A 12982-nucleotide genomic window follows, 5' to 3' on the forward strand; every position below is an offset into this window, starting at 1 on the left:
GAAAGGGTATAATTAATATTAGGAGGTATTTATATGTATATTGCAAATAAAGAACGTTACTCAAAAATGATTTATCGAAAACTTGGAAAATCCGGATTAAAATTACCCGTATTATCTTTTGGACTGTGGCAAAATTTTGGTGAACACAATGATTATGAAGCATGTAAAGAAATGATTCTTTGTGCATTTGACAATGGTATTACACACTTTGATCTTGCTAATAATTATGGTCCAGGACCAGGTCATGCTGAATTAGTTTTTGGAAGAATTCTTAAAGAAGCATTAATGCCTTATCGTGATGAAATCATTATTTCAACAAAAGCAGGTTACAGAATGTGGGATGGACCATATCAAGATGGTGGCTCTAGAAAGTACTTAATGAGTTCCATTGATCAATCATTAAAACGTATGGGTATTCCTTATGTTGATATCTTCTATCACCATAGATATGATCATGAAACAGATTTAAGAGAAACAATGCTAGCACTTAGAGATATTGTCTTACAAGGGAAAGCATTATATGTAGGTTTATCAAACTACAATTCTGAACAACTTCAAGCTGCATATGCTATCTTAAGAGAACTTAATGTACCCTATGTGATTACACAACCAAGTTATTCAATGTTAAATCGTTGGATTGAACATAACAACCTTCTAGATACCCAAACTTCAATTGGTGGTGGCACAATTTGTTACAGCGCACTTGCTCAAGGCATGTTGACTAATAAATATATCCATAATATTCCAGCAGATTCAAGAGCTAAAAACCCGGATTCATTGTGGTTAAAAGAAAAAGATATCACTGATGAATTAAGAGCTAAGTTAAGAAAATTAGATGAAATTGCCAAACGTCGTGGCCAATCAATTGCTCAAATGGCACTAGCTTGGTGCTTAAGAGATGAGAGAATGACATCAACTTTAATCTCAACTTCAAAACTACCTCAATTATTAGAAAACTTAAAAACATTAGAAAATTTAACCTTCACCAATGAAGAAATAGAATTGATTGAAAAAGCTCTAAAATAAAGATAAAAGACTAGTCAAAAACTAGTCTTTTTTTACAAATGTGTTACAAATTTTCTAGATTATGCAATAAGTATTTAATTTACTCCATTTTTAAGTATAATATAGAGGAAATAAAAAGTTAAAGGTAATCATATGATAGAACTCATTGGTATTAGTAAATCTTTTAACTCCAAAAAAGAAACGACAAATGCGCTGAAAAACATCTCTTTTAATGTTAATGAAGGTGAGGTATTCGGTATTGTCGGTAAAAGTGGTGTTGGTAAATCCACTTTATTAAAAATCTTGTCACTACAGATGAAACCTGATACAGGGTCTTTATCATTTTTTGGAAACTTAATTGATCATAAAAACAATTCAGAAATTAAATCGATTGTACGTAAGACATCTTATATCTATCAAAACTTTTCATTGTTATATAATCTATCAACCATAGAGAATGTAGCACTACCGCTTAAACTTTTAGGTGTTTCTAAACAAGTAAGGTATGAAAAAGCTTTAGAATTGCTGAAATTTGTTGGTTTAGAAGCCAAAAAGGACCAATATCCAATAACTTTATCTGGCGGTGAAGCTCAAAGAGTTTCGATTGCACGAGCGCTTATCACAGAACCAAAGTTATTATTTTGCGATGAACCAACATCTGCTCTTGACGAAGAAACTGCATATGAAATCTTAAATTTAATTAAAGATGTTCATAAGAAGTTTAATCCAACAATCATCTTTGTATCACATCAAATTGAGATGGTTAAGTTTATTTGTGATAGAGTACTTCTCTTAGAAAATGGATCAATTAAACGTCTAGATTCAATTACTAAATCAAAAGAAATAGAGTTTAATTATGAATCAACGATTTGGGGTGATGTAAATGTTTAATCTTCTACTCACCTTAGCTGAAGAACAAGAATTAATTAATGCAACCTATGAAACGATTGAATTATTGATTTACAGTTCACTAATATCAATTCCAATTGGTACATTTATCGGTGTAATCCTATCATTATATGGTAGAGGTAAGATTTACGAGAAGAAATGGATTTCTTATACCCTATCAGTGTTAGTATCTATCATAAGGTCAATTCCATTTATCCTCCTTATGGTCATTATTACACCAATAAGTTTTGCAATGTTTGGAAGGTCATACGGATTTATTCCTTCAATCATCGCCCTTTCAATCATTGGTATTGCAACCGTCTCACGACAAGTCGAACAAGCAATTGCTGACTTAAATCCTCAAATATTTGATTTATCTAAGTCGTTGGGTGCAAATAAGTTCCAATTATTCATCCACTTCATCTTCGTTGAAGCTAGATCTGGATTAATTCTTGGTTACACAACTTCAATTATTAGTTTACTTGCTTATAGTACAGTCGTTTACTTAATTGGTGGTGGTGGCTTAGGCTATACTGCAATTCAAAACGGATACTATTCACCTGTTGGTATGGGATTAATGATATCTTCTACAATTATAATGATTATTATGGTTCAAATTATACAAATACTAGGTAATGTTCTTGCATCATATCTAGATAAAAAGAAAAGGAGTTTATAAGAAATGAAAAAAGTGTTTATTTTATTAACATTCGCATTTTTAACAGCATTAACTGCTTGTGGACAAGCAGATGATGTACTTACAATTGGAGTTAACTTCTACCCAATGCCTGAAATCGTTGATTTAATCAAAGACGACTTACTTGCTGAAGGTATTAAAGTTGAAACACTTCAAATGGATTATAACTTACTTAACACACCGTTAAAGAATGGTGAAATTGATGGTAACTTAATCCAACACCAATATTTTATGGATTTCTTTAATTCAGCTAATAACGCTGAATTAGTGATCGCACAACCGGTTTACCACTCAATCTTCTCTTTATACAGTGACTATTATGATCCTAAAACATATTTAACTCAAATGGAAGATGGTGAAACAGTTTATATTCCAGAAGATGTTGTTAATTTACCTCGTGCACTTATTCTGCTTCAATCAGCTGGTTTAATTACTTTAAAACCTGGTAAAACAGTAACTGCTACATTAGATGATATTGAGTCTAATCCATTCAATCTAAAATTCGAGAAAAAATCATTAGGTTTAACACCACTTGCTTATAGAGATGGTGGAAGAAGACTTGCAGTCATGTATCCTTCTTATGCTAAATCAGCAATTAATCTAGGTGATGATTCAGAATTCTTATTTGCAGAAAAATTAAATGAATTAACCGCTACTTATGCTATTTCATTTGTTACAAGAAAAGACAATCGAAATGATGCTAAAATCGAGAAATTCATTGAATACTTAACAAGCGATAAAGTACGTAACTGGATCAATGAAAACTACGGTTGGGCTGCTAAACCTGCCTTCTAATCTTTATAAAACACCTTATATGTGATACACTACATATGAGGTGTTTTTTATGGACTTATTACGAACTTTTTTAACTGAATGGTTATCATCATTCATTTCATCTGTTTCAATTGTTGATTTAATCGTTAAATTAGCGATGATTTTGGCTTGGGTTTTGGTTGCATACATCATCCATTTTGTTGCCAAGTTGATCGTCTTTTCATTAAAACGTGCAAATAAGAAATCACTGGTCAAACGTCAAAAAACAATTGCAGCTCTAGTGGTATCATTAATTACGTATGCTTTCTGGTTTGTTATTGTTATGATGATTCTACTTGAGTTAGGCATTGATTTAGCACCGGTATTAGCATCTGCAGGTATCTTAGGGTTTGCTTTTGGTTTTGGTGCACAAGAATTGATTAAAGACTTAATTTCAGGTTTCTTTATTTTATTTGAACAATCCTTTAATGTTGGTGATGTCATTCAAATTGGTGATTTTAAAGGTACTGTACTAGAAATCGGCATTAGAAAAACAAAATTAGTTAACTGGAAAAATGAAATTAGATTAGTCAATAATGGTGATATTAGAGTAATCACACAATTTAGTATGAGTGACTCTGTTGGAGTTGTTGAATTCCACGTCTCACCTTACACTGATTTATCGATATTCTATAGTGAACCATTTATTGAAATCCTAGAAAGATATAATGATAAACCGTTTATTACTGAAGGACCAAAATTTATTGGTATTGTTGAAAATGGACTTCATGTATTGACCCTTAGAGTTACATTCAAAACCGAAAATAATAAACAATTCTCACTTGAACGAGAACTTAAACGCGATATCTTAATGTTCTTAAATAATAAAGATAAGTAAGTAAATAAACAAAAGGCATTCAACCAAATGAATGCCTTTTTTGTTTAAACTATTATGTTCTATTTGGATCCCAAATGATTTGGTACTCTTTCCATACTTGGAAGTTAGTACCTGGAACAATTGGATTTCCGCTACCATCATATGGAGACTGTAGGGCTTCCCAGAATGAACCGTCATAAATTACTCTGTCACCCACAACATAAGTATTGTAAGAACGCCAAATTTCAGTTAATTCTATCCAACCGTTATTTGCAGTACTTGGTGGTGTTGATGAATTAGTGTTATTGGCACCTGTCCACATGAAGAGCATACCATTATAGATAACCATACTTCTTGTATATTGATTGTTTAAGTAAATATTTGTTGGTGTCCAACGGTCAGAAAGTTCTTGCCATTGACCAGAAACCCCAGGCTCCTGATTTGTTGAAGTGCCACTTCTTAATGTCCAGTAAGAATTATCCCAGAAAACTAAGTCATATTGAACATATGTATTTTTTGGATGCCATTCTTCGCCTAATAACCACCAACCAGTTGTTACATCAGGATTACCAGCCGGTGCATTTCCTGCTTGATTCCAGAAGTATCTCTTACCATTATAGATGACGGATTGATATCTTGAATAAGCTGGGGAAGGTGATGTTGTATAATTACCTCTATGGGTGATTAATTGCCAATTTGAATTACTTCCTGGAGCACTTGCCCATGCGTTAATGTTATTTAATGCAATATAGTAATTTGAGTTATAAAAAACGATATGACCAGCTGGATAACTTTGAACATTGGTCCAGTTCATTCCAAGTTGTTTCCAAACTTGTGAACTTGCCGAAGGTCCTTCATATGGTTGGTTAGTCGTTGCTACATAATAATTACCATTATGCAGAACATATTCACCTTGACGATATTTTTGAATATTGAAACTATTATAAGTAAAACCTAGTGCTCTGAAATTTTGCCAGCTTTGAGGGGATGCTTGAGATGCTCCAACTGACCCATATGCATAGTACCAAGTTGTGACATCACCAACTGTATGATAAGTCACATCGCCAGTAGCATATGTATTACCGCTACTATAGGCTCTATCTAATCTTTCCCATGCCCATGCTTCAGTAATTGCAGCACTGTTATTGGTCTTAGAAATATAGAATGCACCGTTATAGAATACAACTGTACCTGCAGGATACATTGTACCTGATTCATAATAAGGAGATAATTTTCTCCAGTCCCATCCTAATTGATCTGGATGAATGTTAGTGTTTGAACGAGATGCAGAATAATAACCAGCATTTACGCCACCACCATCATCATCACGGTAATAGACAATCGCATCTTTAGGATAAGTTACGCCCGGTTGCCAAACAGCAATCATAGTTGGTGAGAAAATAATATCTTCATAACCCCAGTTACCTTGGTTACCATAAAGAATTGTAATTGTAATATTATTTCCTGATCTTGTTACATTAAAGTCTAAATGATTCACTAAATTAATTGAAACTGTATAAGTTCCCGCTTGGAAACTCATTTGACGAGTCATCGATGTTCTATTATGCCAAATATATACATAGTGATAGTTCGCATTCTTAAATTCAATGTAAACACCACGGCCATACATCGCATTAGATACACCACTGAAGACCACATTTATGTTTTGATTATTCGCATTACTTGAGAATGTGAATGTTTTAGTCTTATGATTTTCAGTATCCCAAATATCTTCTCTATTGGCTTGTACAGCAGAAATAATTACAGATAATCTAACTGTCGTATTGGCAGATAAGTTATCGGTGTTAACATTCGCTGATGTAATAAATGAAATAACGTCACTACCATCTTTTAAGATTATTTCGCTATAGTAGAAATAACCTGCTGAATCGATTTTTTCTCTATAGCTTGTTGCGTAATTCCAAGTAAAAACATTTGGTCTTGTGATTGAAACACCACTAGAGTTTGTCCAATATTCAACAAGTTTTAATCTTACTTTAATGTTCTTAAATGCTTCAACTGCAACAGATACAGAAAGTGGCATCACACCACCTGTGGTTGCACTTGAAATTTGTGTGTTTGTGAAGTTAATTGTATAGTCGGTTGAATTATATTGTGCATGGAGTGAGTTTAGTGAAGTTGTACCTAATTTCATTTCAGTACTTGCAGAAAACATTTCTTTTGTACTTACGTTTAAGTCAATGCCTGAAGATGGTTTAGTAACCCAAGCATAAATACCTATCGCGGTCGATAAGGTAACTATGACTGATAAAATTAGGATTACTAATTTTCTAAACATTTAATAACTCCTTAGGCAATTAAGTTAATTGTCATACGATAAACTATAGAATGATAAATATTTTTTTGTGCAAGTGGTAAGCCATCATAATAACCCCAGATGATGACATAGACTGCTTTTGTAGTGTTTGCTGGAATTGTTACCCCAATCGCATTATGAGCTTGCATTGCAGCAAACATATTAGATGATTGTTGTAACTCCCACATTTTAGCAGTTACCGATAATGGATTATCTATAATTAAGTATTTAAATGCTCCATTTACACCTGCATAAATTCCATATTCTGGTGCAGCATTTGCATTTAAACCTACTTTAGCTTGCATTGGGTTACTTCCTGTGTTTTCAAGGTTTAATTCTAGAATTGAACCTAATCCATAGAAATCAAATCCAACAGTATGGAAATCAGCCTCTGTAATATATACAAGGTCACGAACGCGATCACCTAGGAAGATTTCTGATTGGTCAATTTGAATATCCAATGTCATATCAGAACGCATACCACCAGTGAATTCACCGACTTTAGCACCATCTGATGTCACAAACCAAGCAAAAACGCCAGTTGCCATCGAAGCAACCGAGATCATTATGAAGAATATTAAGATGAAAAACTTTCTTAATTGTTTCATAAACTTCCCTTTTACTGATGCAACTGGCTATCTTATTTATATTTAAGACCCTATAGCTTTGCGTCCTTAGGTTGCCCTAAGTTTGCCTTTTAATCTTGTTTGTTTTCATTTGATTGTTCTAATTCTTTTTGTACTTCTTCTTTCAACTTTTCTAAATCACTTTCGTGTTCTAGTTTTTGTTGAGCTAACTTTTGTTTGATAACACTAACGACTTGCATAATAAATACAATTCCAATTAATATCACGCTAAGTCCAATTAATGTCGCACGGTTATCAATGATTAGATATCCTAATTCATGACCACCATACCATGTTACTTTTCCTTGGATGCGATCAAGAGTGATATAACCTTCCCTAATCACATCTGAAAATTCATTATTTATACCTTTTGTTTCAAATCCAAAACTTGTTTCTGCTATGATTTGGTGCACAACTGTTATACCTTCTACCGATGTATAAGCGATCACATCACCAATTTCATAAGTTGCTTGTTCTTGGATAATGACAAAGTCACCTGGAACAATCATAGGCGTCATGGACTGTGTCTCTACAACACCATATCCATAACCCATAATTTTTATTGGTTTCTTATTCACAAAACTTACCACTGATAATACAACAAATATCAGTGTGAATAAGATAATGATACTGATTAAGATGGTCCCAATGATGTTTAAGGTTTTTTTCATTTCATCTTACCTTTTTTAAGTGCTTCTATTGCTTTTTGATGAGATGTTTTAATCTTTTCACGTTGAGCTTTAACATATGCTTGTTGTTTAGCTTTTTCACGTGCGCGTTGTTTATCAAGTTTAGCCTTAGCTAAATCTCTTTCTTTAATTAGGCGCTCACGTTCACGCTGTGCCTTAAGTCTTTGAGCCTCAGCAATACGTTTGGCTTCTTTTTGATATGCATCCTTATATTTCTTTCTCATTGCAGTTAAGGATTCGTTATTCTTAGCAGCTTGTAATCTTAAATCTTCTAACATCTTTTTACGTTCAAGTTTAAGATATTGAGTATGTGCTTTTTTAACTTTTTGTGCTTCCTTCTTTAAGAAGTCTGCATTTTCTTCTTGAACCCATTTGAAGAAATTCTTTTGATAGTTAAGCGTTGCTTGATACCATTTCTTCTCTAATGCAATTGCTTGCTTATAATCCGCTTCTTTAAGTTCTCTCACTAATTGAGCGATTTTGAACTTTTGGTCAGCTGACTCTAAATCTTCTTTTGGATTCGTATGTTGAATCAGTTTTGCAAACACATCATCATCTGCATCCACTTCAAAGTAAGATTTATATAAACTGTTTGTAATCTCAATAGTATCCTTCATTGCTTTCTTTAAAGCAACTTCATACTTTGGTTCTGATTCCATGTATTGATCAATGACTTTTTTAAAGATTTGTTTGTTTTTATTTAAATAAAACTCGTTAATCTTTGTATCTTCTAATTGATACTCTTTAGGGTCAATGATTAAATCTTCTGGATTGATTTTTAATGATTCAGCTTTTTTAAGTCTGAATTTTCGCATTTCAAGCTTTTGACCAGATTCTCTAAACTTATCATGGTACATAAGTGTTGCAAAAGCAAATAATGAATTTTGGTTTAAATGTTTACGATATGCTTCTGAGAATCTCTTTTGTTTTTCATCTCTGATCAATTCAAAACCTAAGCTATTATATTGATCTAGGTATTGCCATAAGAGATAACAGTTTTTATAATCAACGTTTTTAAGAATGATTTGTGTCTTTAAAATTGGTGATCTTACAGGCTTATATGCTTTTAGTGTTTTCATGAACACTGAATTTAATAAGTTGTTTAATCGTTTATTTAATTCCTCAGCTCTTTTTAGAATTAACTTATTTTCTTCTTGAACACTACCTTCTTCGATCGTTTCAATTTCTTCTAAGTTAATATTGATTTTATAAACTGATGAATCAATTTTAAATTCAACATTATTATCAACGGTGTGATACTTTTTAGTGTTAATATCTTCTTTTAAGATTTTCACACGGTCTGAAACGAATTTAGAAAGTCTACTAATGAGTGTTGCTACAAATCTATTTTCATAGATTCCATATTCAATTTCTGATTCTTGAACAAGTAGTTTAGTTGGAACGAGTTCTTTATGCCCTTTTTTATCTTCTTGTTCTCTTAGTAGATGTGCATTTGCAGCAAGGTGTCTAATTGTTCTAGAGTTAGTTTTTCTTGCTTTTTCAACAATCACTACATCTTCTTCAGTTCTTAATGCGGATTTATAGTTTCTAGCGATTTTATCGATTGATGGATAATAAGCTTCGATTGCGGATATCCAGTAATCATCAAACTTTTTGGTTTCATGAACAGTGAAACTTTTTAATTTATTCGAACCATCATAAAGTCCTTGATAAAAGTAAGCCGGGAAATCCGTGTCGGTTTCTAAATCATCAAGGTTTGATATTAACATGTTGTAGAATAAATCTAAATCGTAACTCTGTTTCAAATGTTGTCACCTTATGTTTGTTTTTTGTAGTTTGCGATCATTGCTCTGGCTTCAGGGAATGTACCTTTACCAAAGAGTTTTTCAATTACAACTAATAATTCATCCAATTCTTTTCTTAAGAATGGTAAGTTTAAGAACTCAAACTTACGTAAGACCTTTCTAGTAACAATGTAGTCAAGTCCATCAACTTCTGATTGTCCACATGCCACAAAGACTGGAACGAAAGTTTGAATTTGTTTCATAATACGGTTACCAAATGTAATTTGGAAATTATCTGTAATGAACTTGTCTAATTTAGTAAGGTTTTCTAAAGATTTTTGAGAAATTGGATTATCTTTCCATGCTTGCTTGAATAATCCTTCGATGTAATCATAAGTCATATGAATAGATTCAGTAAATGGAGCATCAATGTAATCAGCTTTCACAGATAATTCAATAGATGCAGCACGGTCATACACTTTATCGGTAATCGCGAATGTTGAGTCATCGCGGTTAGCTGTACCTACGAACCAAATGTTTTGTGGTAGTAGGAGTTTACCTTCATGAATATGAATTGGGTCGCCTGCAACTGAATCAGGTACAATATCGATTAACCATTCTCTAGGGTTTGGCATTTCGAGTACTGATAAGAAGTCTGCAAAGTAATATTCAACACGAGCTAAGTTCATTTCATCTAGGACAATGAAATTTAAGTCGGTTCGATAAGTTGCTTCATAGATTGCTTTTAAGAAGTCAGTTTCATTAAACTTCTTGGTAAATTCATTTAGATACCCAATCATTTCTGAACGGTCACGCCATGAAGGTTGAACCGAAATGATAGATGTATCATTATTGAAGAATTTACCCATTGCATATGGTAATGATGTTTTACCTGTACCAGAGATACCTTCTAGAATTAATGTCTTAGAAGATGCCATACCAGCAAAGAAGATTGATACAATTTTTGGACTGTAATAAAGTTTTAACTGTGAAGCAGCAAAATTAATAAATCTTTCAACTAACTGAGGAAGCCCTACCATATCAAGTTCAGTCATGTTAGTTTGCATGATACTGAATTTATATGTTTCATCAACAGTAATAAGTTTTGTAAAACGACCTGTATTTTCTGTTTCTTTGTTTTCTTCTTCATCTTCGTTAAGTTTGTTTAACGCACCAGTAACAGATCTTCTGTTTACTGGCATACCAAGATCTGAAGATTTAAGCGTTAGAATCGCGTTCTTTTCATCAGTTAAATCAATTAGTTTTTGGTTTAAATCAGCTATTTCCATTAATAAATCATCTTTTGATACTTCTCTTTTCACGAACCTAAAGTAACGTCTTAAGAGAATAAAGATGAAGTAAAAGAGTGATAATACGAATACTAAGTTGACTAGAAGAATGAATGAACCAATAATCCAATCAAGCGCAGTAAAATTAACAGATGATAAAGCAAATGAGTCAATATAACTAACTGGATTTGCCCAAATCAATCTGTATATAATATCAAATAGTGATGTGAAGAAATTTACAATGTGTTCGAAAACTGTTTGTATAAATTCTATATACCAAGTTGCAAATTCACTCATGTGATTTTACCTTTCTTCGATAAATTTTACTTATCGTTATTTTCTGCTTGTTGTTTCTTTAATTCTTCTAATAGTTGTTGTTTTAATGCTTCTTTTTCTAAAGCATATTTCTTTTCAAGTTTTGTTTTGTTGTATTTTAGTAGTGATCTTACTAAGACAACTACTTCAAATGTGAATAGTACGAGAAGTGGTAAGACAATCCATAGCAAGAAGCCATCTGAACTTCTTAATGTTTGTAACGCATTACCAACACCACTTAAGCTTCCTGTGTATTTACCAATGATTGCTTCTCTTTGGAAAATCTCAATCTGCATTTGTGGAACATAATTCGTACCATCGTATCTACCTGCTAATCTTGCGTTTACATCCCCTTGAGTAACAATCGTGTTATCTTCGATGAATACCACTCGGTGGATAATATGAATTTTAAGGATTGGGTCATAATGAACGACGATATCATTAACTTTGACTGATGCCTTTCCTGCTTCATCTAGGATGTCTAGGAATACAAGATCACCTTTTGAAAATGAGTCTTTTTCTTCACCTTCCATCGAACCTGATAAGATTGATACAAATCCTTTACCAAATAAATTCGGTAAGTCTTTTTCAGTTCTCATTGAAAGGTTAGAAATTGAAAATAGGAGCAAAACTGCTAAAAGTAAATAAAATAACGTATTGCCTATGATGCTTAAGACTTTAAAAGTTTTTTGTTTGCTAGTCATTGAGTCTTGCTCCTTATTTATAATTTATAAATTATATAGTCAATTTTTGTCGTTGTGTACGAAAAGAAACCTTCAAATTGAAGGTGTTCTTTCCGTGTTTAAAAAATCAAATATTATTATTCTACTAGGTATGCATCAAATGCAAATTCAACTGATAAGATACCAGATAAAATAGCATTAAATGCTTGTGGGTCCCAACCTTCAACCCAAATGTTGACTGTTAACACAGCGATTTGTAAGTCAGTACCAATTGTACCAGTAATTGAAGTTACATCGTAACCTGTAGTTGAACTTAAGAATGTTTCAGCAACAACAACTGGAGTTGTGTAGTTTGCATTAAATTGAACAGTTGAACCAATACCTGCTTCAGTGTCAAGAACAGCTTGATCATATAAACTTTGGAATGCAGCTGTTGCATTTGAATCTAATTGATATTCATCAATAAATAGACCTGCAGCTGTGTTTGTACCAAATGATGAACCAAATCCAACTACGTCACTACCAGCAACTGATGCTTCTGATTGGAATACAGTAGCATCTGTACCATTTAAAATAGCAACACGAGCAGCATTATGAACTGATTGAGTCATAGGTGTTGTTTCACCAGTTGGAATCCATGAAGTTGGATTTGATGTCACATCTAGTGTAGTTACTCTAATACCATCAACGTTTGCAGATACTGCAAAGTATAAATCAAATGATAAGTAATCACCGTTTGCTGTTGCAGTTACTGAATCAAAACCATCAGTAGCATCATAAGTTACTTTTGAGAATGTAGAAGCATTTGCTGATGTAACTGCATCAAATCTGAATGCATCTAAGTCACCAACTTTTGAATCTAAGTAAGCAACGATTTCAGCTGTTGTAATATTAGTCTTCCAAGTAGTTTTATCTAGAGAAATATACATACCTTCCCCAGCTCTAACTTGTGCACTGAATGGATCAATTGCAGCTGTGTTGTTAATTGTGAACCATGCGTAGATACCTACTGATAATGCTACGCCTGTTAGTACTAATGAAAGTACTGATAAAGCGAATTTAGTTGTTAAACTTTTCATATTTGTTCCTCTCCTTGAG

Annotated in this window: 12 protein-coding genes and 1 riboswitch; of the genes, 5 read left to right on the forward strand and 7 right to left on the reverse strand. The window is 32.8% G+C overall.

Annotated elements, in window-relative coordinates:
* The first annotated feature begins 33 nt into the window (after nucleotides 1–33).
* The 5 genes from PG914_RS01245 to PG914_RS01265 all read left to right on the forward strand — a co-directional run bounded on the left by PG914_RS01245 (nucleotide 34) and on the right by PG914_RS01265 (nucleotide 4241).
* Entirely contained in the window at nucleotides 34–1026 is a 993-nt protein-coding gene (locus tag PG914_RS01245) for an aldo/keto reductase (protein ID WP_488821872.1), read from the forward strand.
* Between the two features lie 132 nt (nucleotides 1027–1158).
* On the forward strand, nucleotides 1159–1896 hold the full coding sequence (locus PG914_RS01250; RefSeq protein WP_488821873.1) for an ATP-binding cassette domain-containing protein: 738 nt from the start codon (nucleotides 1159–1161) through the stop codon (nucleotides 1894–1896).
* Nucleotides 1889–2572 (forward strand): ABC transporter permease subunit, encoded by a 684-nt coding sequence (locus PG914_RS01255; RefSeq protein ID WP_488821874.1) that lies wholly within the window; start codon nucleotides 1889–1891, stop codon nucleotides 2570–2572. Before PG914_RS01250 ends, PG914_RS01255 begins: the two co-directional genes overlap by 8 nt.
* Nucleotides 2573–2575: 3 nt before the next feature.
* A complete protein-coding gene (locus tag PG914_RS01260; protein WP_488821875.1) occupies nucleotides 2576–3385 on the forward strand; it encodes a MetQ/NlpA family ABC transporter substrate-binding protein in 810 nt (269 codons plus the stop codon).
* Nucleotides 3386–3434: 49 nt separating this feature from the next.
* Nucleotides 3435–4241 (forward strand): mechanosensitive ion channel family protein, encoded by an 807-nt coding sequence (locus tag PG914_RS01265; RefSeq protein WP_488821876.1) that lies wholly within the window; start codon nucleotides 3435–3437, stop codon nucleotides 4239–4241.
* A gap of 52 nt (nucleotides 4242–4293) precedes the next feature.
* On the opposite strand, the gene PG914_RS01270 is transcribed toward PG914_RS01265, so the two are convergent.
* From PG914_RS01270 to PG914_RS01300, 7 genes are all read right to left on the reverse strand, one after another.
* Nucleotides 4294–6519 (reverse strand): hypothetical protein, encoded by a 2226-nt coding sequence (locus PG914_RS01270; RefSeq protein ID WP_488821877.1) that lies wholly within the window; start codon nucleotides 6517–6519, stop codon nucleotides 4294–4296.
* Nucleotides 6520–6530: 11 nt separating this feature from the next.
* Nucleotides 6531–7145: a hypothetical protein gene (locus PG914_RS01275; protein ID WP_488821878.1), complete on the reverse strand. Its 615-nt coding sequence runs from the start codon at nucleotides 7143–7145 to the stop codon at nucleotides 6531–6533.
* 15 nt (nucleotides 7146–7160) lie between these two features.
* A riboswitch (cyclic di-GMP riboswitch) is annotated at nucleotides 7161–7242 on the reverse strand.
* Nucleotides 7235–7834 carry a signal peptidase I gene (locus tag PG914_RS01280; RefSeq protein WP_488821879.1) on the reverse strand — a complete coding sequence of 200 codons (600 nt, stop codon included), beginning with the start codon at nucleotides 7832–7834 and terminating at the stop codon, nucleotides 7235–7237. It overlaps the preceding riboswitch by 8 nt.
* Entirely contained in the window at nucleotides 7831–9618 is a 1788-nt protein-coding gene (locus PG914_RS01285) for a DUF2357 domain-containing protein (protein ID WP_488821880.1), read from the reverse strand. The genes PG914_RS01280 and PG914_RS01285 overlap by 4 nt, the downstream gene beginning before the upstream one ends.
* Nucleotides 9619–9629: 11 nt before the next feature.
* The gene (locus PG914_RS01290) at nucleotides 9630–11183 is read right to left on the reverse strand and encodes a hypothetical protein (RefSeq protein ID WP_488821881.1); all 1554 of its coding nucleotides are present in this window, start codon (nucleotides 11181–11183) and stop codon (nucleotides 9630–9632) included.
* A 26-nt stretch (nucleotides 11184–11209) separates the two neighbouring features.
* On the reverse strand, nucleotides 11210–11905 hold the full coding sequence (locus tag PG914_RS01295; protein WP_488821882.1) for a S26 family signal peptidase: 696 nt from the start codon (nucleotides 11903–11905) through the stop codon (nucleotides 11210–11212).
* 116 nt (nucleotides 11906–12021) lie between these two features.
* Complete coding sequence (locus tag PG914_RS01300; RefSeq protein ID WP_488821883.1) at nucleotides 12022–12963, reverse strand: hypothetical protein; 942 nt, start codon at nucleotides 12961–12963, stop codon at nucleotides 12022–12024.
* Nucleotides 12964–12982 lie beyond the last annotated feature (19 nt).

This window comes from Acholeplasma sp. ORD1043 (assembly GCF_057808485.1).

Excerpts from the sequence above, each read along its gene's own strand:
- PG914_RS01265 (WP_488821876.1), top strand. The coding sequence starts at position 3,435 with ATGGACTTATTACGAACTTTTTTAACTGAATGGTTATCATCATTCATT.
- PG914_RS01290 (WP_488821881.1), bottom strand. The coding sequence starts at position 11,183 with ATGAGTGAATTTGCAACTTGGTATATAGAATTTATACAAACAGTTTTC.
- PG914_RS01255 (WP_488821874.1), top strand. The coding sequence starts at position 1,889 with ATGTTTAATCTTCTACTCACCTTAGCTGAAGAACAAGAATTAATTAAT.
- PG914_RS01295 (WP_488821882.1), bottom strand. The coding sequence starts at position 11,905 with ATGACTAGCAAACAAAAAACTTTTAAAGTCTTAAGCATCATAGGCAAT.
- PG914_RS01300 (WP_488821883.1), bottom strand. The coding sequence starts at position 12,963 with ATGAAAAGTTTAACAACTAAATTCGCTTTATCAGTACTTTCATTAGTA.
- PG914_RS01275 (WP_488821878.1), bottom strand. The coding sequence starts at position 7,145 with ATGAAACAATTAAGAAAGTTTTTCATCTTAATATTCTTCATAATGATC.
- PG914_RS01250 (WP_488821873.1), top strand. The coding sequence starts at position 1,159 with ATGATAGAACTCATTGGTATTAGTAAATCTTTTAACTCCAAAAAAGAA.
- PG914_RS01270 (WP_488821877.1), bottom strand. The coding sequence starts at position 6,519 with ATGTTTAGAAAATTAGTAATCCTAATTTTATCAGTCATAGTTACCTTA.
- PG914_RS01260 (WP_488821875.1), top strand. The coding sequence starts at position 2,576 with ATGAAAAAAGTGTTTATTTTATTAACATTCGCATTTTTAACAGCATTA.
- PG914_RS01280 (WP_488821879.1), bottom strand. The coding sequence starts at position 7,834 with ATGAAAAAAACCTTAAACATCATTGGGACCATCTTAATCAGTATCATT.
- PG914_RS01245 (WP_488821872.1), top strand. The coding sequence starts at position 34 with ATGTATATTGCAAATAAAGAACGTTACTCAAAAATGATTTATCGAAAA.